Source organism: Aurantimonas sp. C2-5-R2, assembly GCF_036549495.1.
Taxonomy (GTDB): Bacteria; Pseudomonadota; Alphaproteobacteria; order Rhizobiales; family Rhizobiaceae; genus Aurantimonas; species Aurantimonas coralicida_A.
Window position 1 is genome coordinate 31,818 of record NZ_JAZHLJ010000010.1, and the last position, 19,597, is coordinate 51,414.

Annotated in this window: 19 protein-coding genes, 2 tRNA genes and 1 pseudogene; 11 read left to right on the forward strand and 11 right to left on the reverse strand. The window is 63.6% G+C overall.

Features of this window, described 5'->3' with window-relative positions; all coding sequences use genetic code 11:
• Positions 1 to 6: 6 nt before the first annotated feature.
• Positions 7 to 780, reverse strand: coding sequence for a histidinol-phosphatase (gene hisN, locus VQ044_RS06970; protein ID WP_327623390.1), 774 nt, complete (start codon positions 778 to 780; stop codon positions 7 to 9).
• A 271-nt stretch (positions 781 to 1,051) separates the two neighbouring features.
• Positions 1,052 to 1,951, reverse strand: a complete 900-nt coding sequence (locus VQ044_RS06975; RefSeq protein WP_327623391.1) for an N-formylglutamate amidohydrolase — start codon at positions 1,949 to 1,951, stop codon at positions 1,052 to 1,054.
• A 157-nt stretch (positions 1,952 to 2,108) separates the two neighbouring features.
• Between VQ044_RS06975 and cpdR the strand changes: the two genes are divergently transcribed.
• The 6 genes and pseudogenes from cpdR to prfC form a co-directional block, all read left to right on the forward strand.
• A complete protein-coding gene (cpdR, locus tag VQ044_RS06980) occupies positions 2,109 to 2,474 on the forward strand; it encodes a cell cycle two-component system response regulator CpdR (protein WP_327623392.1) in 366 nt (121 codons plus the stop codon).
• Between the two features lie 107 nt (positions 2,475 to 2,581).
• A tRNA-Val gene (locus VQ044_RS06985) sits at positions 2,582 to 2,656 on the forward strand.
• Positions 2,657 to 2,840: 184 nt separating this feature from the next.
• The gene (locus tag VQ044_RS06990; RefSeq protein ID WP_327646634.1) at positions 2,841 to 4,472 is read left to right on the forward strand and encodes a peptide chain release factor 3; all 1,632 of its coding nucleotides are present in this window, start codon (positions 2,841 to 2,843) and stop codon (positions 4,470 to 4,472) included.
• Between the two features lie 209 nt (positions 4,473 to 4,681).
• A complete protein-coding gene (locus tag VQ044_RS06995) occupies positions 4,682 to 5,164 on the forward strand; it encodes a methyltransferase family protein (RefSeq protein WP_327646585.1) in 483 nt (160 codons plus the stop codon).
• Positions 5,061 to 5,690, forward strand: coding sequence for a methyltransferase (locus tag VQ044_RS07000; protein WP_327650750.1), 630 nt, complete (start codon positions 5,061 to 5,063; stop codon positions 5,688 to 5,690). Before VQ044_RS06995 ends, VQ044_RS07000 begins: the two co-directional genes overlap by 104 nt.
• 12 nt (positions 5,691 to 5,702) lie before the next feature.
• A pseudogene (prfC, locus tag VQ044_RS07005) lies at positions 5,703 to 6,056 on the forward strand (peptide chain release factor 3); the annotation flags it as partial.
• Positions 6,057 to 6,581: 525 nt separating this feature from the next.
• On the opposite strand, the gene VQ044_RS07010 reads toward prfC, so the two are convergent.
• A complete protein-coding gene (locus VQ044_RS07010; protein ID WP_327646587.1) occupies positions 6,582 to 6,992 on the reverse strand; it encodes a tellurite resistance TerB family protein in 411 nt (136 codons plus the stop codon).
• Positions 6,993 to 7,185: 193 nt separating this feature from the next.
• Here VQ044_RS07010 and VQ044_RS07015 point away from each other — a divergent pair, with 193 nt between their 5' ends.
• On the forward strand, positions 7,186 to 8,850 hold the full coding sequence (locus VQ044_RS07015; protein WP_442873809.1) for a lysine--tRNA ligase: 1,665 nt from the start codon (positions 7,186 to 7,188) through the stop codon (positions 8,848 to 8,850).
• A 48-nt stretch (positions 8,851 to 8,898) separates the two neighbouring features.
• Here the strand turns inward: VQ044_RS07015 and mntR are convergent, their stop codons facing one another.
• Positions 8,899 to 9,360: a manganese-binding transcriptional regulator MntR gene (gene mntR, locus VQ044_RS07020; RefSeq protein ID WP_327623464.1), complete on the reverse strand. Its 462-nt coding sequence runs from the start codon at positions 9,358 to 9,360 to the stop codon at positions 8,899 to 8,901.
• A gap of 184 nt (positions 9,361 to 9,544) precedes the next feature.
• On the opposite strand from mntR, the gene VQ044_RS07025 reads away from it, so the two are divergent.
• From VQ044_RS07025 to VQ044_RS07035, 3 genes are all read left to right on the forward strand, one after another.
• A complete protein-coding gene (locus VQ044_RS07025; protein ID WP_327623395.1) occupies positions 9,545 to 10,696 on the forward strand; it encodes a multicopper oxidase domain-containing protein in 1,152 nt (383 codons plus the stop codon).
• A gap of 5 nt (positions 10,697 to 10,701) precedes the next feature.
• A complete protein-coding gene (locus tag VQ044_RS07030; RefSeq protein ID WP_327623396.1) occupies positions 10,702 to 11,856 on the forward strand; it encodes a ZIP family metal transporter in 1,155 nt (384 codons plus the stop codon).
• Between the two features lie 102 nt (positions 11,857 to 11,958).
• Positions 11,959 to 12,192 carry an MJ0042-type zinc finger domain-containing protein gene (locus tag VQ044_RS07035; RefSeq protein WP_327623397.1) on the forward strand — a complete coding sequence of 78 codons (234 nt, stop codon included), beginning with the start codon at positions 11,959 to 11,961 and terminating at the stop codon, positions 12,190 to 12,192.
• A gap of 24 nt (positions 12,193 to 12,216) precedes the next feature.
• Here the strand turns inward: VQ044_RS07035 and VQ044_RS07040 are convergent.
• The 6 genes from VQ044_RS07040 to VQ044_RS07065 form a co-directional block, all read right to left on the reverse strand.
• Positions 12,217 to 12,291, reverse strand: a tRNA-Gly gene (locus VQ044_RS07040).
• A gap of 140 nt (positions 12,292 to 12,431) precedes the next feature.
• Positions 12,432 to 13,076, reverse strand: a complete 645-nt coding sequence (locus tag VQ044_RS07045; RefSeq protein WP_327646589.1) for a 2-dehydro-3-deoxy-phosphogluconate aldolase — start codon at positions 13,074 to 13,076, stop codon at positions 12,432 to 12,434.
• A gap of 171 nt (positions 13,077 to 13,247) precedes the next feature.
• Positions 13,248 to 14,426 (reverse strand): cell wall hydrolase, encoded by a 1,179-nt coding sequence (locus VQ044_RS07050; RefSeq protein WP_327623399.1) that lies wholly within the window; start codon positions 14,424 to 14,426, stop codon positions 13,248 to 13,250.
• 120 nt (positions 14,427 to 14,546) lie between these two features.
• Positions 14,547 to 15,965 carry a ribosome biogenesis GTPase Der gene (der, locus tag VQ044_RS07055; RefSeq protein WP_327646590.1) on the reverse strand — a complete coding sequence of 473 codons (1,419 nt, stop codon included), beginning with the start codon at positions 15,963 to 15,965 and terminating at the stop codon, positions 14,547 to 14,549.
• Positions 15,966 to 16,132: 167 nt separating this feature from the next.
• A complete protein-coding gene (locus VQ044_RS07060) occupies positions 16,133 to 17,062 on the reverse strand; it encodes a tetratricopeptide repeat protein (protein ID WP_327646591.1) in 930 nt (309 codons plus the stop codon).
• A gap of 117 nt (positions 17,063 to 17,179) precedes the next feature.
• Positions 17,180 to 17,761: an NnrU family protein gene (locus VQ044_RS07065; RefSeq protein ID WP_327650839.1), complete on the reverse strand. Its 582-nt coding sequence runs from the start codon at positions 17,759 to 17,761 to the stop codon at positions 17,180 to 17,182.
• Between the two features lie 231 nt (positions 17,762 to 17,992).
• Between VQ044_RS07065 and VQ044_RS07070 the strand changes: the two genes are divergently transcribed.
• Positions 17,993 to 18,409: an MAPEG family protein gene (locus tag VQ044_RS07070; protein WP_327646593.1), complete on the forward strand. Its 417-nt coding sequence runs from the start codon at positions 17,993 to 17,995 to the stop codon at positions 18,407 to 18,409.
• Between the two features lie 47 nt (positions 18,410 to 18,456).
• On the opposite strand, the gene VQ044_RS07075 is transcribed toward VQ044_RS07070, so the two are convergent.
• A complete protein-coding gene (locus VQ044_RS07075) occupies positions 18,457 to 19,458 on the reverse strand; it encodes a glycine betaine ABC transporter substrate-binding protein (RefSeq protein WP_327646594.1) in 1,002 nt (333 codons plus the stop codon).
• Positions 19,459 to 19,597 lie beyond the last annotated feature (139 nt).

Sequence of the window (19,597 nt, forward strand, 5' to 3'; positions counted from 1 at the left end):
ACGCCGTCAGCCGTTGAGAATCGCCAGCGCCGCCGCATGCAATTCCGGTGTCGCGGCGGCGACGATATCGCCGCCCGCTTCAGGCCGGCCACCATCGAAGGTTGTCACCACGCCGCCCGCCTGCTCGATGATCGGCACAAGCGCCACGATGTCGTAGGGCTTCAGATCCGACTCGACCACGAGATCGGCGTGACCGGCCGCGAGCATACAATAGGCGTAGCAGTCGACGCCAAAGCGGGTCAGCTGCGCCCCGGCTTCCAGTTTCTCGAAGCGGCGGAGTCCCTCACCCGAAAACATCCGCGGCGAGGTGGTGAACAGAGTCGCCTCGTCAAGCCTGCGCGTCGGCCGCACGCCGAGCCGGCTTCGCTGGCCCCGATGCTCGCACCAGGCGGCTTCACCGTCGGCGAAATAGCGCTCTCCGGTAAACGGTTGCGACATTAGCCCCATCCGCGCCCGGCCCGCCTGACAATAGCCGATCAGCGTGCCCCAGACCGGAACGCCGGATATGAAGGCTCTGGTGCCGTCGATGGGGTCGATCACCCATAGATGCTCGCTGTTTCCTTGGGCGCCGAACTCCTCACCGAGCACCGCATGGTCCGGGTAGCGCGCGCCAATGGCCGCAACGATCGCCCGCTCGGCGGCCCGATCGGCCTCCGTCACCGGATCGAAAGCCGCGGCCAGCTTGTTGTCGACGCTGCCACCGGCGCGAAACCGGGGCAGCGTCTCGGCGTCGGCGACATCGGCGAGATGGAAGAGCGACGCGATCTCGGGCAGTTCCATGGCACGGACTCGCTGCTGGACGGTGAACGGCTGGAAGGATCCCAACTCGCTAGGACTCACACGCCTCGATATGCGGCAATTTTACGCATCGCCTCGAAATGTGTCAAAATGGGATTGACAGATTTCGCACTGCAACATAAATCCTGCCGTGCGGCTTTGATTTGCCGCCGCCCTGATGGGCGTTTCCTCCCTAGACTCTTGACCGCACTGTTTCAACGCAGTGCGGTTTTTTTGTCCGCGCATCGCCACGCGATCGGAGATCGCGAGCGCGCTATTCGGCGGCCGCGGGCCAAGCGTAGTCCGACGCGACCTCTGCGGCGAACCCGGCCACAAACGTTGTGAGTCGCTGACGCAGGGCATCGAACCCCGCATGGGGACGGAATTGGCGTTCGTCGGCGTAAAGGCCGCGATTGATCTCGATCTGCAAGGCATGAAAGCCCACCGGCGGGCGGCCGTAGCGTTCGGTGATGAAGCCGCCGGCATAGGGCTTGTTGCGCGCAACGTCGTATCCGAGCGCGACGATGCGGCTGGTCGCGATGGAGACCAGCCGGCCGGCCGCACTGGTCCCGAATCGGTCGCCGATCACGATATCGGGCCGGCGCCCCCCCGGCAGCGCGCGCACGCTCGACGGCATCGAGTGACAGTCGATCAGGATCGCCAGGCCGAAGCGCTCCCGCGTCCGCTGCAGGGCCTCTTCGATTGCTTGGTGAAACGGCTTGTAGAGCTCCTCGATCCGCCGCAACCCCTCTGCCAGCGGCAGGACGTCACGGTAAATCTCCTCGTTCTCGGCGACGATACGCGGAATCGTGCCGAGGCCCCCCGCCACGCGAATCGAGCCGGCATTGACGAAGGCGGGCAGCGTCTCGGCGAACATCTTGGGATCGAGTTCGTAGGGTTCGCGGTTGACGTCGAGATAAGCCCGGGGAAAACGGGCCGCCAGAAGCGGAGCCCCGAGCTCGGGCACGAAGTCGAACAGCCGATCAACGTAAAGATCCTCCGACCGCCGAATCGATTCGCCCGACAGGCGCGTCGCCGCCATGAAATCCGACGGATAGTCCCGCCCGCTATGGGGCGAGCAGAAGACGAAGGGGATGGTCGGCTCGTCGGGTTCGAGGATTTCGAAGGCCGGGATCGTTCCGGCTGCGGTCTCGATTGTCGGGGTTTTCGCCAAACTGAGCCTTTCCAGCCGGGTGACGCATCATATTTTTTCGTACAGGTTGGCCAGACGTTCATTCCTTTTAGAAAATCTTGGGCCATTCTGCTATGGAATTGTCCCTAGAACGAACCAGCCGCCGGGATCGTTGCCCGACCGTATCCGGATAACATGAATGCCAAAGATACTACTCGCCGAAGACGACAACGATATGCGCCGTTTCCTCGCCAAGGCGTTGGAAAAAGCCGGCTACGAGGTCGTCAGCTACGACAATGGCGGCAGCGCCTACGAACGGTTGCGCGAGGAGCCGTTTTCGCTGCTCCTGACCGACATCGTCATGCCGGAGATGGACGGGATCGAACTCGCCCGCCGGGCGACTGAACTCGACCCGGACCTCAAGGTGATGTTCATCACCGGATTCGCGGCCGTCGCCCTCAACCCGGATTCGAAAGCGCCCAAGGACGCCAAGATCCTGTCGAAGCCGTTCCACCTGCGCGAGCTCGTCGACGAAGTCAGCAAGATGCTGGAAGACGCGGCCTAGCAGAGTTGTCGGGGGGTCTCTGGGCCCGGCTCGAAAACAGTCTTTCGGCCGGCCGTGATCCTATTGACGCGGGCTCAAATCTCGTGTTCTAAGCCGCCTCGTCGGATGGGCGTGTAGCTCAGCGGGAGAGCACTTCGTTGACATCGAAGGGGTCACAGGTTCAATCCCTGTCACGCCCACCATCCGCCTTCAACTCTTTGACTGAGCGATAGACAGGCCGGATCGTCCGGCAATGTGCGGGCTTATGCTTCGCGGGGACCGAGAGCCTGACGCTCCGCCGCCGCCAAGGCCTGTCCGGGACATCGGCACCGACCACGGCAGATGCGGCCGCCGACCGACAACACGGAATACGCCAATATGCCCGCCATGGATGACCAAGCCGACGCAGATCGCTCCACCGCGCCGGTGGACCCCGAGCGCGTCGGGCAGGCCGAAACGGGCCACCGCGCCCGGCGAACCTTCGCCATCATTTCCCATCCGGACGCCGGCAAGACCACGCTGACCGAAAAGCTGCTTCTGGCCGGCGGCGCCATCGAAATGGCCGGTGCCGTCCGCTCGAAGGGCGACGGGCGACGGGCCAAATCCGACTGGATGGACATCGAGAAGAGCCGTGGCATCTCGGTGACCTCCTCGGTCATGACCTTCGAAAAGAACGGCATCACCTTCAACCTCCTGGACACGCCCGGCCACAGCGACTTTTCCGAGGACACCTACCGGACCCTGACGGCGGTGGACAGCGCCATCATGGTGATCGACGCCGCCAAGGGCATCGAGACCCAGACCCGCAAGCTGTTCGAGATCTGCCGGCTGCGCGACATTCCGATCGTCACCTTCGTCAACAAGATCGACCGGGAGGGCCGCGATCCGTTCGAGCTGCTCGACGAGATCGAGGAGATGCTGGCGCTATCCGTCGCGCCGGTGGTCTGGCCGGTCGGCCAGGGTGGCCAGTTCAAGGGATGCTACGATCTCGCCTCGAACGACTTCCTCGCCGCCGGCGGCGCGCGTGACGTGACGCACACCGAGGGGCTCGACGATCCCGCCTTGGCAGCCCTGATTCCGGCCGACATCCACGCGCCGTTCCGTGACGCCGCTTCGCTGGCCAGCGAAGGTTATGCCGATTTCGACCCGGTCGCCTATCGCCAGGGCCATCTGACGCCGGTGATCTTCGGCAGCGCCCTGCAGAACTTCGCCGTCGACCGGCTGCTCGACCTCATCGCCGCACACGCGCCCTCGCCGCGTCCGCAACCCTCCGACAAGGGGCCTGTCGATCCGGACGGCGACCGGGTCTCCGGCTTCGTCTTCAAGGTCCAGGCAAACATGGACCCCAAGCACCGCGACCGTGTCGCCTTCGTGCGGTTCTGCTCGGGTCATTTCAAGCGCGGCATGAAGCTCGACCATGTGCGCTCCGGCAAGGCGCTGGCCGTGTCGAACCCGATCTATTTCTTTGCCCAGGAGCGCGCCCGCACAGAGGAAGCCTTCGCCGGTGATGTCATCGGCATCCCCAACCACGGGACGCTACGCGTCGGCGACACCCTGAGCGAGGGCGAGAGCTTCCGCTTTACCGGTCTGCCAGCCTTCGCGCCGGAGGTGCTGCGGCGCGTGCGCCTCGAGGACTCGATGAAGCTCAAGCAGCTCCGTCGGGCGCTCGACGATCTGGCCGAGGAGGGTCTCGTCCAAGTGTTTCGGCCGTCGATCGGCTCGACCTGGATCGTCGGCGTCGTCGGCCCGCTGCAGCTCGACGTCCTCGCCTCGCGCATCGCCGCCGAATACAAGGCGGACGTCACCTTCGAGCCGGTGACCTCCAGCGTCGCCCGCTGGATTCGCTCCGACAGCGAGAGTGCGCTTGCCGCGTTCATCAAGGAGAACATCACCCATGTCGCGCGCGATCGCGACGAACGGCCGGTCTTCCTGTGCCGCGACGATTGGGATCTGCGCTTCACCATGGAGCGCAACAAGGACATTATCTTCGACGCCACCCGCGAGATCGTCGGTCAGTAATGGCCGACGGGCAGAAGCCCGGAGCGGCTGCTCGTAACCTGCGGAGATGCCGGGACTCGTCTATCCGACAGAACGATCGCCTACGGACATCACAATGACAAAACCGGACGCACCTGCCTCTGCCTACGCAACGGAAAGCCTCCAACCAGTCACGACGATTCCTTTGTGATAGTATTCTTCCGCACCTAACTCTGGGGAGGATGGCATCCATGACTTTCGCGCCTGACAACATCATGAAGCTTGGAATGGGGTTCTGGGGATCCAAGGCCCTTTTAAGTGCGGTCGAACTGGGCGTGTTCAGCGTTCTGGCAAAAGCTCCGGCTGATCTGCCGACCTTGCAAAGGAAGCTCGGTCTCCATCAGCGTGCATCTCGCGATTTCCTCGATGCTCTGGTCGCGCTCGGTGTGCTCGACCGGGAGAACGGGGTTTATCGTAATGCCCCTGACGCCGACCTTTTTCTCGACAAGGCCAAGCCGTCCTATGTCGGCGGCATGCTGGAAATGGCAAACGCCCGACTGTTCGGATTCTGGGATTCCCTGACCGAAGCCTTGCGGACCGGCGAGATGCAGAACGAAGGAAAGCGCGGCGATGCCGACCTGTTCGATTCGCTCTACGCCGAAACCCAAGCGGCTGGAATCCTTCCTGCAAGCCATGAGCGGGCTCAGCGCCGGAGCAGCCCAGGTTCTTGCTGAGCGGTTTCCTTGGAGCGACTACAGCAACATGATGGACGTCGGCACCGCGCAGGGCATGGTTCCTGTCACGCTGGCGCGGACGCATAGCCATCTCACGGGGGTCGGCTTCGACCTCCCGCCGGTGCGACCGATCTTCGAAGCGTTCGCGGCGCAGAACAGACTGTCGGAACGCGTAAAGTTCCACGCCGGTGATTTCTTTCAGGACGAGTTCCCGGCCACCGACGTGATCGTCATGGGACATATTCTGCACGACTGGGATTTGGCCACGAAGAAATCACTCATCGAAAAAGCCTTCAGCGCAGTTCCGAAGGGCGGCGCGCTGATCGTCTACGACACCGTAATCGACGACGATCGCCGCGAGAACGCATTCGGCCTTCTGATGAGCCTGAACATGCTGATCGAGACCCGTGGCGGCTTCGACTATACCGGCGCCGACTGTCAGGAATGGATGCGCCAGGTGGGGTTCTCGGCAACCCGCGTCGAGCCGTTGGCCGGCCCGGATTCCATGGTAATCGGCATCAAGTAATTCCGCCGGGCGCTCGACGATCTGGCCGAGGAGGGTCTCGTCCAGGTGTTCCGGCCGTCGATCGGCTCGACCTGGATCGTCGGCGTTGTCGGCCCGCTTCAGCTCGACGTCCTCGCCTCGCGCATCGCGGCCGAATACAAGGCGGACGTCACCTTCGAGCCGGTGACCTCCAGCGTCGCCCGCTGGATTCGCTCCGACAGCGAGAGCGCGCTTGCCGCGTTCATCAAGGAGAACATCACCCATGTCGCGCGCGACCGCGACGAGCGGCCGGTATTCCTGTGCCGCGACGACTGGGACCTGCGCTTCACCATGGAGCACAACAAGGACATTATCTTCGACGCCACCCGCGAGATCGTCGGGCAGTAAGCCCACCACGGTCGGCGTGAACGGCTGCTTCAACGAGCGCCAAGGTCGCGAGCGCCTCGGCGAATTTCCGATGCTTTTGCAATGAGAGCATCGGATGCAGCTATCAGACTCGGTGAAACCAGGTCTTTTTCTTGTGGCCGACTGCCCACTCGGGAATAAAAAAATTCTCTGCCATTTAAAATCCCATCCCCATATATTCGAATGTTTTCGTAGCGATCAGAAAAGCCCATAACCAAACAACAAAAAACACAGCGACAACTCTGTTGAGGACGCGATATTTCCGCGCAACACAATCAGGACATCTCGGGTCATGAACATCGATCGATGTAAAGAATGTTATTGGATTCATTTTTGCGAATCTCCCCCATCCGTTATTTTTTGTAACAATGCGAATTTTCCTATATTCGCAATACAAAGGAACAATAACGAATGAGAAAATCAATATTCCCAATATTAATTGTCTTATCATCGATTTATTCCCTCAATTGAGGGTCTCTGGTAGAGATTTTGCCCGCTCGCCTCTCTCTAAAGCCGCCGGTAGCGCACCCGCGCCGAATGCTCGATCGCCCCGCTCACCAGCCGATCGAGTTCGAGCCCGTCGCGCAGCATTTCCAGGAATCGCAACTCCGCCTGCGTCGCGTGAACGTCGGAGGCCGCCACCTCGATCGCCAGCGCATAGGCGGTTTCGTACATTTTGACTGGCAGCACCTGCTTCACATTGGCGATAATCGTATCGAGGCCGTCCTCGCGCTCCAGAATGTCGCTGCAATGGCGCTCCATCTCGGCGAGGCTCGCCATGTCGAAGCCTTCGAACACCGGAAGCGTGTGCAACAGGGCCTCCAGCTCGCGCATTTCGTTCTCGCTAATCGCGCCGTCGGCTGCGGCCATCGAAACCATGAGATGGACGAGGGCTTCCTGCGGTTCGAGGTCGGCCATGATGCGCTGCTCCTTCAGACTTGCGATTGGTCGAAGCTAGCCATCGACCGGCACCGCAACAAGGCGTAAGCGGGTTTTGTTGACGGCCCCCCCGCTTCTTTCTAGACCGGGCGCGACCTTCCCTGCCCGCAATGCCTTCTCTTACGATGAGGAGCCGGGCGCAGCGGAAAAGCCAACCATGCAAGGACGCACCATGCAGACCCCGGAGACGGACACGGTCGCCGAACGACCATTGCGCGAGGAAGCTCTGGCCTCCAACGCCTGGCCCTTCGAGGAGGCGCGCAAGCTCCTCAAGCGCTTCGAGACCAGCGGCATGCCGGCGACGGTGCTGTTCGAAACCGGCTATGGTCCGTCCGGCCTTCCGCATATCGGAACCTTCGGCGAGGTTGCTCGCACCTCGATGGTGCGCCACGCCTTTCGCGTCCTGACCGAAGATGAAGTGCCGACGCGCCTCCTGTGCTTCTCCGACGACATGGATGGCCTGCGCAAGGTGCCGGACAACGTGCCGAACCGGGAGATGATGCTCACCCATCTCGGCAAGCCGCTGTCGCGGGTGCCGGACCCGTTTTCCAATGAGCATCCATCGTTCGGGGCGGCGAACAACGCCCGTCTGATGGCATTTCTCGACCGCTTCGGCTTCGACTACGACTTCGCCTCGGCGACCGATTATTATGCCTCAGGGCGCTTCGACGCGACGCTGATGAAGATGCTCGGCGCCTATGACGAGGTGATGGAGATCATCCTGCCGACGCTCGGCCCCGACCGTCGCGCGACCTATTCGCCCTTCCTGCCGGTCCATCCGAAGACCGGCATCGTCCTCCAGGTGCCCATGGTCGATCGCGACGCCGACGCCGGCACCATCACCTATCTCGATCCCGACAGCGGCGAGCGGATCGAGACGCCGGTAACCGGCGGCGCGGTCAAGTGCCAGTGGAAGGCGGACTGGGCGCTGCGCTGGGCGGCGCTCGGCGTCGACTATGAAATGGCGGGCAAGGATCTGATCGATTCCGTCACCCTGGCGTCGAAAATCTGCCGGGCGCTCGGCGCGACACCGCCGGAGGGCTTCAATTACGAGCTGTTCCTCGACGAGAAAAGCCAGAAGATATCCAAGTCGAAGGGCAACGGCCTGACCATCGACGAGTGGCTCGCCTATGCCTCGCCGGAGAGCCTCGCCTTCTACATGTTCCAGAAGCCGAGGGCGGCCAAGCGGCTGTTCTTCGACGTCATCCCGAAAGCAGTCGACGACTATTACCAGTTCGTCGCGGCCTATCAGCGCCAGGAACCGCGCCAGCGGCTGCAGAACCCGGTCTGGCATGTCCATGACGGCCACCCACCGGAAAAGGCCGTCGCGGTACCCTTCGCGATGCTGCTCAATCTGGTCTCGGCCTCCAACGCCTCGAACACGGCAACGCTTTGGGGCTTCATCACCCGCTACGCGCCGGGCGTCACCCCCGAGACCGATCCGGACCTCGACCGGCTCGTCGCCTATGCGCTGCGCTATTTCGAGGATTTCGTCAGACCTTCGAAGACGTTTCGCGCGCCCGACGAGGTCGAGCGCGAGGCGCTGGAGGCACTCGACGCCAAGCTTGCCGCCTTGCCGAAGGATGCCGATGGCGAGGCGATCCAGAACGCGCTGCTCGACGTGGCGCGGCCGATCGAGCGCTATCAGGACCATAAGAAGACCGGACCGCAGGGCGGCCCCGGTGTCTCGGTCGAATGGTTCCAGGCGCTATACCAGATCCTGATCGGGCAGGAACGCGGACCGCGTTTCGGTTCGTTCGCGGCCCTGTATGGCCTCGACGAGACCCGGAAGCTGATCCGCGACGCGCTGAACGGGCGGCTGATCGCGGAGGGCTGACGCTCCACGAAGGCGCAGCGTGGCTCCCGACGGTCTCATTATCCGGCCTTAAGCCGAGTCGGCCGCCTTGGCGCGCACGACCCGCTCGAACGCCGCCAGCGTCTCCTCGCTGACGTGATGCTCGATGCCCTCGGCATCGCGCTGGGCGGTCTCATTGCTAATGCCGATCGCGCGAAGGAAGCTGACGACGAGTTCGTGCCGTCGCCTTGAGCGGACCGCCATTTTTCGGCCGGCCTCGGTCAGAAACACCGCCCGGTAGGGCTGGCTCGAAACCAGTCCGTCCCGCTGCAATCGCGCAATGGTCTTGACGACGGTGGTGTTGGCAACGCCCAGCCGCCGGGCGATATCGACCGCGCGGGCCTCCCCGGTGCTGTCGATCAGGTCGGCGATCAACTCGACGTAATCTTCCGCCACCTCCTGCTGATGGACTTCTCGCACCCGCTGGAAATTGGCCGCCTGCTGATCCGCATCGGGCAAGGCGGGAATGGCGCTCGTTTGAACCTTCGTCATTACCGTCATGCATAGCCAATCGGGTTGGCATCGCCAACCGCGAAATCGGACACCTTTGTTGGTTGACAAAACTCCCGCTTCAAAGTCATTTGTAGCCAAGGCTATATTTTATAGCATCATGCAATTATGACGAATGCCGAGATTCCTTCAACGGCCAAGGAATCGACACGGGAGCAGCTACGCAATGCCATCTTGGTTCGAATATCCCACCACACGCCGCTTTCTGCTGGGGGCAGGAGCGCTTCTCGGTGGATCGTCGGCGGTTCGCCTGGCGTTGGGCCAGGCGTCGACATCGCCTGCCGCCCCGCAGGCCGCGGCTGACAGCGAGCAACATGCTGGCCACCAGACATCGGAGGACGCACACAACACCCATGACGGCATGACCACGGTCGGCGAGGTGGATTACGAGCGCAATGGCTTCGACCCGCATGACATCCTGACCGACTGGGACACCGGGACCGCGTCGCGTTTGCCGGACGGCCATACGCTCCGAGAATTCGATATCATCGCCGAAGACAAGGAGATCGAGATCGCGCCGGGGATCTTCTTCCCCGCCTGGACCTATAATGGCCGCGTGCCCGGCCCGACCTTGCGGGTCGGCGAAGGCGATCGCGTTCGCGTCCGCTTCCGCAATTTCGGCTCGCATCCGCACACGATCCATTTCCATGGCATCCATGCGGCACGGATGGACGGCGTTCCCGGTGCGGGAAACGTGCTGCCGGGCGGCGAGTTCACCTACGAGTTCGACGCCTTTCCCTTCGGCTGTCACCTCTATCACTGCCATTCGGTCCCGCTGAAGCGGCACATCCACAAGGGGCTTTACGGCGCCTTCATCATCGATCCGGACCCGGCCCGTCACCTCGAGCTAGCCGATGTCGCCCGTTCGCGCGTTCTCGGCTCCCCCGAAAACGCGCTCTGGCAGGAGTTCGTTCTGGTGATGAACGGCTTCGACACGAACTTCGACGACGAGAACGAGATCTACGCGGTCAATTCGATCGCGCACGCTTATTCCAAGCGCCCCATCGTCGTCGACCGGGCGCGGCCGATCCGGCTCTATCTGATCAACATCACCGAGTTCGACCCGATCAACTCGCTGCACCTGCACGCGAATTTCTTCGACTATTTCGATCACGGAACGACGCTAACACCGACGCTGAAGACCGTCGACACGATCATGCAATGCCAGGGCCAGCGCGGCATCGCCGAGATCAGTTTCAAGGACCACGAGCCGGGTCTCTACATGTTTCACGCCCACCAGTCGGAATTCGCCGAGCTTGGCTGGATGAGCCTCTTCGATGTGCAAGACGGCACAACGAAGCCGGCACGGGAAGGTTGATCGCGATGACCCGAACCATTCTTCGTATTGCCCTGCCCCTCGTGTTGATCCTCGCGGTCGCGGCGGCTTTTCTGGCCAGCGATCCCTTTCGCTATTTGAACGGAGGGACACCGCCCACCGAAGAGCTGACGGTCGAGCGGACCGTCCTCGACAGCGATGGCATCGCGCTACACGTCCGCGCTGGCGGGTCCGAACCGATGACCATCGCCCAATTACAGGTCGACGGCGCCTATTGGACCTTCACCCAGGAGCCCGCCGGGGCATTGGAGCGTATGAGCGACGCGTGGCTCCGCATTCCCTACGCCTGGGTGCAAGGTGAAACTCACCATGTGACCCTGCTGACGTCGACCGGCGTCACCTTCGATCACACCATCGATGTCGCGATCGCCACCCCCGTCGCCACGGCGGGCATGCTGGGTGCCTTCGGCCTCATCGGATTGTTCGTCGGAGTGGTTCCCGTCGCGCTGGGCATGCTGTTCTACCCCGCGCTTCGCTCCGGCGGCAGGCGGACGTTTCAGTTCGCCTTGGCGCTGACGATCGGACTGCTGGCGTTTCTGCTGATCGATACACTGGAGGAAGCGCTGGAACTGGCGGGCGAAGCCGCGCCGGGCTTCCACGCGGGCGTTCTGGTCTGGCTGGTCGCCGCGCTGACATTCGCGGTGCTGATGATCGTCGGCAGGCGGAAGGGCGGCACACTGGAGGGCGTTCGCCTCGCCACCGCGATCGCGCTGGGGATCGGTTTGCACAATTTCGGCGAGGGATTGGCGATCGGCTCCGCCTTCGCGACGGGCGCGGCGGCGCTCGGTTCGTTCCTGGTGCTCGGCTTCACCCTGCATAATCTGACCGAGGGCATCGGCATCGTTGCGCCAATGACGAAAAAACGGCCGAGCCTGTGGGTCTTCGTCGCCCTGGCGGCGTTGGCTGGCTTACCTGCCGTCGCCGGAATATGGATCGGCAGCTACGCCTTCTCCCCGCATTGGGCGGCCCTGGCCTTCGCCGTGGGAGCTGGCGCGATCCTTCAAGTCATCGTCGAGGTCGGCGCCCTTTTGATCCGGCAGGCGCGCGCCGAGGGGCAGCCTTGGCTGTCGGCCACCGCGCTGTCCGGCATCGGCGTCGGCGCGGTGGCGATGTACGCAACTGCGCTACTCGTCCAGGTTTGACGGTGCCGCTCTCACCCTTGGTGATCGGGCAGAGGCCGCTAGATGGTTCGGCACGGATGGCAGGCCGAGGCGACATCGAGGGCCATAGCAAAGGTGAACGAAATGAAGAACGCGATGACGATGCGCTGCGACAAGTGCGGAGCCGAGAATCGGATCAATCTCGACGAGAGCACGCCCGATCATGAAAAGATCGCGTGCAGCGCGTGCGGCCATGCTCTCGCGACGGTGGGGCAGCTCCATGCGAAGATCGCCCAGGAGGCGCTTGGGCTCGGTGCGGATGATCTGTCCGACGACCACGTCCCGCTCGGCGGTCCGCCCTTCGGCGAGACGACCTAGCAGCACCTGCGAGAGTCCGGAGGCTGGAGCGGGCGATGGGGATCGAACCCACGACATCAAGCTTGGGAAGCTTGCGTTCTACCGCTGAACTACGCCCGCGCTCCGGCCGGGACCATGACCGGGAGCCGTTGCCGCGTCAAGATGCTTGTGCGCCGTGACCGGCTTCGCCCCGACAAGGGTCTGAACCGTGCCGCGAAGAGCGTGCCCCCGGATCGGGGCACGGCGCGAGGGACCGCGGCTCAGCCGCCGCCGCGAAGCGCCACGGCCTCCCGCGCGAGGCGGGTGATCTCCGCCCAGTCGCCGGCCGCAACCGCGGCCTTCGGCGCCACCCATGACCCCCCGACGCAGATGACGTTCGGCAGCGAGAGATAGTCGCGTACATTGCTCATGGAGACGCCGCCGGTGGGGCAGAAACGCAAGGCGGGAAATACCGGAGCGATCGAGCGGAGGAAGGCGGCACCGCCGATCTGTTCGGCCGGGAAGAATTTCAGCACCTCGTAGCCCTCTTCCAGCATCGCCATCAATTCGCTGGCCGTTGCCGATCCCGGCAACAACGGAACGTCCGAAGATCTCGCGGCGTCGAGAAGTTCCACCGTCGCGCCGGGCGATACGATGAACTTCGCGCCGGCCTTCGCCGCGCGGTCGAATTGCTTCGGCTCGAGAATGGTGCCAGCGCCGCAGGCCGTCTCCGGCACTTCGCTGCTGATCGCCCGAATCGCGTCGAGGGCGGCCGGCGTACGCAGCGTGACCTCGATGGCCTTCAGGCCGCCGGCGGCCAAGGCGCGCGCCAGTTCGACGCCTTCCGCGGCGCTGTCCACCGCAACGACGGGGATGACCGGCTGGGCGGCCAGGATATGGAGCAGGTGCTTGGTTTTCTGAGCCATGTGTCCGACCGTTGCAAATGAGGAGCTTTGGGCTCTAGCGCATTTTTCGGCGGCGGCAAAATGACCGGGTCGCGCGATCCGACCGATACAGCCGAATGCGGAAATATTTCACGCGGGAATGAGCGCTCGAAATTCGGCCAAAGCCGGGGGATTCGCGATGGCGCGTGCTACTTACCAGCCGCCGTTGAAGGTACGGTAGAAGATGTGCTTGCCGATCTTATCGACCTTTTCCATGGCGCGCGCCCAGCGCGGCCGAACGTAATTGGCGTGATAATGGGTCGCCGAGCCGACCGCGTTGATCCAGAGTTCGCCCTTGGTCACCTGTTCGGCGACGCGCGACACGCGCGCCCAAGCGCCGCTGTCGGCGATGCGATCACGCGCGCCATCGCAGGCGAAGGAGAACTGGCAGCGATTGCGCCAGCTCTTGTTCTGGTAGACGACGCCGCAGATCGTGTTCGGGAATGCCGGGTTGCGAACGCGGTTCAGGATAACCTGCCCCACTGCCGCCTGCCCCAGCGTCGACTCGCCTCGCGCCTCGAAATACAGGCCATTGGCAAGACACTTCTGCTCCTTCTCGGAATAGGCGGTCGCCGGCAGGGGCGTCGCGGCCCAGGCATGATCATTCTCGCCGATCGGCGGAATGAACGCCTGCGGCGTATCCTTCAGGATTTTCTCGAACAGCGAGGAAGCGCGGCCCGACTGCGGTCCCGAAGGTGCATAGCCGAGCGCGGCGGTCGCGGCGTCCGAAGGCTTCAGGGAAGCCAGCATTAACATGTCGTTGGTCGCCCTCTCCTTGCCCGGCTTGATCGTCGGCGGACCCTTGAGCTGGAAATTCATGGCGACGGTCATCGCGTCCTTGGTGGACTGCGTCACCTTGGAGAAGGCGCTCCGAATGCGCTCTTGGCCGCCGGTGACCCGCGATCCGAGCAGCGACTGCCGCTCCAGGATCGAGCCGGCGGAGAAGCCGCGCGGCGGCAGTTGGGCGGCAGGCATGAGAGAAATGACCCGGCGCCCCTTCTCTGCTCGCGCCACCCGGTTCTCGTCGGGCGTGTCGAGCGCCTGCTGAACCGTGTCGATGGTGAAGAGGTCGCCATTGCCGGCCTTTACGCCGCTACCGGCCGGCAGGCGGCTGTTCTTGCCGGAATCGGCGAATGCGATCTTGGCGGTTTCCACCGAGCCCGCCGGCGATGGAACAAAATACGACTGCCAGCGGTTTGCTTCTCTGGAACCGCCGAGCAGGCTTGTCATATCCTGATAGGCGAGTTGACCGGTAAACGCGGTGAGAGTCGCGAAGCTGCCGGCCGCGACGACGATAGCGCGTGCGGCGCGTTTCGACGAACGGCGTTGCATGCGTCCCCCTGCTACCAAATCAACAGCCGTCATTACGTCCCCAAAACAGTCTTCATTCGATGGACTTCCACCGAATTTCCCCCATTAACCTTGTTTCTTGGTTAACAGATGATGGTGATTTCATGACCGCCGCTTCGCTTTTGCGGCGTAAGGATTGTCCGGTTTGCGCAATCCGAGACGGATCGGCACGCCGAGAAGCCCGAAACTGTCCCGTAACCCATTGATAAGATAGCGCGTATACGACGCCCCGAGCGCTTCGGGACGAGTTGTGGACAACATGAAGGTCGGCGGGCGCGATTTGACCTGGGTCATGTATTTGATCGTCACCCGCCGGCCCGCCACCGCCGGAGGGGGATGGTGACCGACCATCCGATCGAGCCACTGATTCAATTTCGCGGTCGAGACGCGGCGGTTCCAGATTTCATGTGCTTCGGCGATCCCGCGCATCAGCCGGTCGATTCCTTCGCCGGTTTCGCCCGACACCGTCACGGCCTGTATGCCGCGCGCCTGGGGCAAGAGACGACCGGTCTTCTCGCGCAAATCGGCGAGCACGGCCTGCCGATCCTCCACGAGGTCCCATTTGTTGAAGGCGATAACCGGCGCCCGGCCCTCGCGCACGACGAGGTCGACGATCGAAAGGTCCTGACGCTCGAAGGGGATAGTGACGTCGAGCACCACGACCACGACTTCGGCAAATTTGATCGCACGGAGCGCATCGGCGACGGAGAGCTTTTCGAGTTTTTCCTGGATGCGCGCCTTGCGCCGAAGGCCGGCCGTATCGAACAGCTTGATCTTGCGCCCGCGCCATTCCCACTCGACCGAGATGGAATCGCGCGTGATGCCGGCCTCGGGGCCGGTCAGCATACGATCCTCGCCGATGAAGCGGTTGATCAGCGTCGACTTGCCGGCATTCGGCCGGCCGACGATGGCAATTCGCAGCGGCTTGGTCGCATCGTAGGCCGGCTCTTCCGTTTCATCCGTAAAGGCCGCCTCGCTCTGCGCGTCTCCGCTATCGTCGCTGTCCTCGTCCGCATAGTCCAGGACCGCGTCGCCCAATGCCTCGACAATGGCGTCGCGAAGCTCCGCCATTCCGACGCCGTGCTCGGCCGAAATGCCGATCGGCTCGCCGAGCCCGAGCGAATAGGCGTCGATAAGGCCCGACTCGGCGCCCTTCGCCTCGGCCTTGTTGGCCACCAGCACGACCTTTGCGGCGGTCCGCCGCATCAGATCGGCGAAGGCGAGATCTTGCGGATTGAGACCGGTTTTGGCGTCGATCATGAACAGGGACAGGTCCGCCGCCTTGATCGCCGCCTCCGTCTGGGCGCGCATCCGCCCCTCCAGTGTCTCCGCCCCGGCTTCCTCCAGACCCGCCGTGTCGACGATCTCGAACTCGAGATCCATCAGCGACGCGTCACCCGAGCGCCTGTCGCGGGTGACGCCCGGCCGGTCGTCGACGAGCGCCAGCCGCTTGCCGACGAGGCGGTTGAACAGGGTCGACTTGCCGACATTCGGCCGGCCGATGATGGCGATGGTGACCATGACGGTCTCCGCGCTCCTCCGGAGCGATGGGGCGCCCGGCGGTTCGCCGGACGCCAATTGGGATCAGTTCGCGCCGGCTGCTGGCGNATGGCGATGGTGACCATGACGGTCTCCGCGCTCCTCCGGAGCGATGGGGCGCCCGGCGGTTCGCCGGACGCCAATTGGGATCAGTTCGCGCCGGCTGCTGGCGCCGGTTCGCTCACCGCCTGGGAGCGCGTCGAGGACGGCGCGGCCTGCGAACTCGTCTCGTCCACCGGCGCGGCGGCGCTCGCCGGTTCGGGCGCATCGGCGGACGTCCTGTCGGCGGATGCCGGCTGGCTTGTGCTGCTGTCTGTCACACCGGAATCGGTGGCCGGTTGTCTTGCCGGCGCTGCGTCAGCAGCCTCTCCAGTCGGAGCTACGATGTCCGCGGGCTCGGCCGGTGCTGCAGCGGCCGCCATCGGGTCGCTGGCGGCGATCACTTCGAGCATCATGCGCGCTCGCCCGGAAATGCCGCTCGGCGCCCCCGCATCGTCGAGGAGTTGCTGGAAGAGCTGGCGTGCGGTTTCCCGATCCCCCGCCTTCCATGCCGCCAAGGCGATCGCCTCGCGCGCCGGAAAGCGCAGCGCTTCGCTGTCGCCGGTCAGACGTTCGACACGGCTGCGGACGTCGTCGAGCGTACCGCTGTCGACAAGAATGTAGGCCGCCCGGACGGCGGCCATATCGCGGATCGGCTGCGGCACGCCCGAATCGTTCGCAACGCCGTCGAAGGCGGCGACGGCTTCATCGGGTTTGTCCTGTTCATGCAGGACGCCGCCGATGCTCATCCGGGCAAGGTCGGGATAGGCTCCGTAGCCGTCCGCCGCGATCGCTTCGAGGGCCACCACGGCTTCGTCCCGTTTGCCATCCCGGGCCAGATCCAGCGCGGCGAGATATGAGTCTCCGGAGGCATTGGCCTGCGCGGTCCGGTAACGATCCCAGCCGACGACACCGGCCGTAATGGCGACAGCGAGAACGACGGCGGCGAAGATCCACGTACCGAACTTCGTCCAGACGGCCTTGACCTTGTCCTGGCGAAGCTCGTCGCTGACCTCGCGGAAGAAACTGTCGTCGCTCATTCACCCACTCTTCGAAAAATCATCGCGGCACACCATCCGTCGCAGCTGACGCACACAACGGACATGGCGTCTTCTAACGATTTTTCGCGTCTGTGAAAGGGCAAGCTCTTGCCGATCCTATCCAAGCAGCGGCACGCCGATGAGCCAGCCATGCAGTCCGAACAAAAAGGCCGCGGACAGGATAAGGCCGATGACCACCGCGATAATGTCGCCCCGAAGGCTTTTGACGGCGGCCGCTTGCGCGGCGCCCGTCGTGGTTCGGCGAAGCGCGCTGGCGTAGTCGACGAGCGCCCAGGCCAAGAAGCCGCCAAACAGCACGAGGTCGGCGTCGGTGCCGTTGACCAGGAGATGGGCCAAGGCCCAGACCGCAACGCCGAGCACCATCGGATGACGAACCATGGCCTTGATGTGACCGGCCGGGGAGTAGGCGCTGGCGACAAGGATGAACGCCACCGGCACGAGAAGGAATGCCAGATGGCGAAGGCCGGTTGGCGGCGACCAGAGCAAACTGGCGCCCGCCCTCGCCTCACTGTAGCCGAAGATGATCAGCAGCAGCCCGACGAGGGACAGCGCTGAATATGTCATTTTGAACTGGCTCTCGCCCAGGCGAGCGATCAGCCGGCCCCGCCCATCGTCAGCGAAGATCTGCAGCGAGTGAACCCCGAGGAAAACGATCAGTCCCAGCAGCAGTGGCATCATAGTTTCGCCCCTTTGGTTCGCACACGCATGACATCAGCCGAAGTCCTGCCGACAAAACGAAGACTAGCTGAAAGATGCAATGAACGCGCCTCCCTCCATGACGGGACGGGTCTGCCGGTGGGTAATAGATGGGGACAACCTGGCGTTACGACCCGGATCGACATCCCAGCGGCACCGCCTTAAACCCGACGGATCAGGCCGCGAACGCGCCACCGGTACGGGATGAACACCATGTTGGAAGCGACCACCGACGCGATCGGGGCTCTCGCGATCTACGCGGGCCTCAACACGCTGATTCTCGTCTGGCTGGCGTTCCAGACCGGGCGCGTGCGCCAGAGCGAGAAGGTGTTAATGGGCGACGGCGGCAATCCGCGCATGATCCGGATCATGCGCGGCCACGCGAACGCCATGGAATTCATCCCGGTGACGCTGATCACGCTGCTTGCCGTGGCCCTTCTCGGCGGGCCGGCCTGGGCGATCCACGGGTTCGGCCTGCTTCTGACCGCCGGCCGTTTCCTGCACGCGCTGCATTTTACCGCCGCGGATGCGCCCGGCTGGCAACGCTCGGCGGGCACAGGCCTGTCGCTGCTGGCGATGGTTGGCGCCGCGTTTTGGGCCATTGCCGCCGGGCTTTCCACGATCATCTGACGAATGTCGCTTACGGCAGCCCCGGCGTATCGATAACGCGCGAGAAGTTAGAGCGCTTCCTTGACCTTCTCGGCGACCTCCGGCGAGACCCACTTGGTCCAGACCTCCGCCTCGGTGTCGAGGAAGTAGAGCGCGGTGTCCTTTCCCGTTGCCTGGTTCTCGTCCTTCCAGGCCAACATCTTGTTGACGGTCTCATTGCCCCAGGCGCGCTGCTCGAGATAGGCGGCGGCTTCCGGCGAATCCTCGGCAAGCTTCGGCGTCATCAGCGTGTAGACCTCGGCTTCCGTCCAGGCGTTCAGCTTGGGGTCCTCGCAATCCGCCTGGGTCGTGCAGTTCAACCACTCGGCGTCGTCGTAAGGAACGTCCCACTCAAGCTTCTTCATCGGATACCGCGCGATGATCGCGGTGGGGGACCAATAATAGCCCAGCCAGCCCTGCCTGGCCTCGAAGGCGTTGGCGATGGAGCCGTCGAGACCGGCGGCCGATCCGGTCGGCACGAGTTCAAACCCCTTTTCCTCGGCATCATAGGCCTTGAAGAAGTTGTGGAGGACGATCTGGCAGCCCCAGCCCGCCGGACAGTCATAGAACGCGCCCTTGTCCGACGATTGCGGCGACGGGAACAGCTCGGGACGCTTCAACGCGTCCGAGACCGTGACGATGTCCGGATTCGCGTCGGCGAGATATTGCGGAATCCAGAATCCCTCTTCCGACCCATCCTTGAGCACCTTGGCGCCATAGGCGATCCGGCCTTCCTTCAGTGCCGTCTCGATCTGCTCCTTGAACTGCTTGACGTAGATCTCCGGGGCGACGTCCGGCTCGCCCTTTTCGGTCATCGACGTGAAGGTCGGCATCGTGTCGCCGGGCACGAGTTGCGCGTCGCAGCCGAAACCGTTCTCGAGGATGAACTGGTCGATCGCGGCCATCACCTCGGCCGAGGCCCAGTTCATCGAAGCGATCTGGATGGTGCCGCAACCTTCTTGAGCCTGACCGGCGGAGGGTATCGCGACGAGTCCGGCAAGGGCGGCGGTGACGGCGAGAACGGATTTCATGGCAATGGCTCCAAGGCACGGCGTCGGGGGGCAGGAATTGGTGTTGGGGCTATGACATAGGCGCCGCTCCCGCCGGGAAAAGGACCGCCGATTCTCACGGATTCGTGGCTGGCTTTCGTCTTTTGCGGACGGTGCGCTA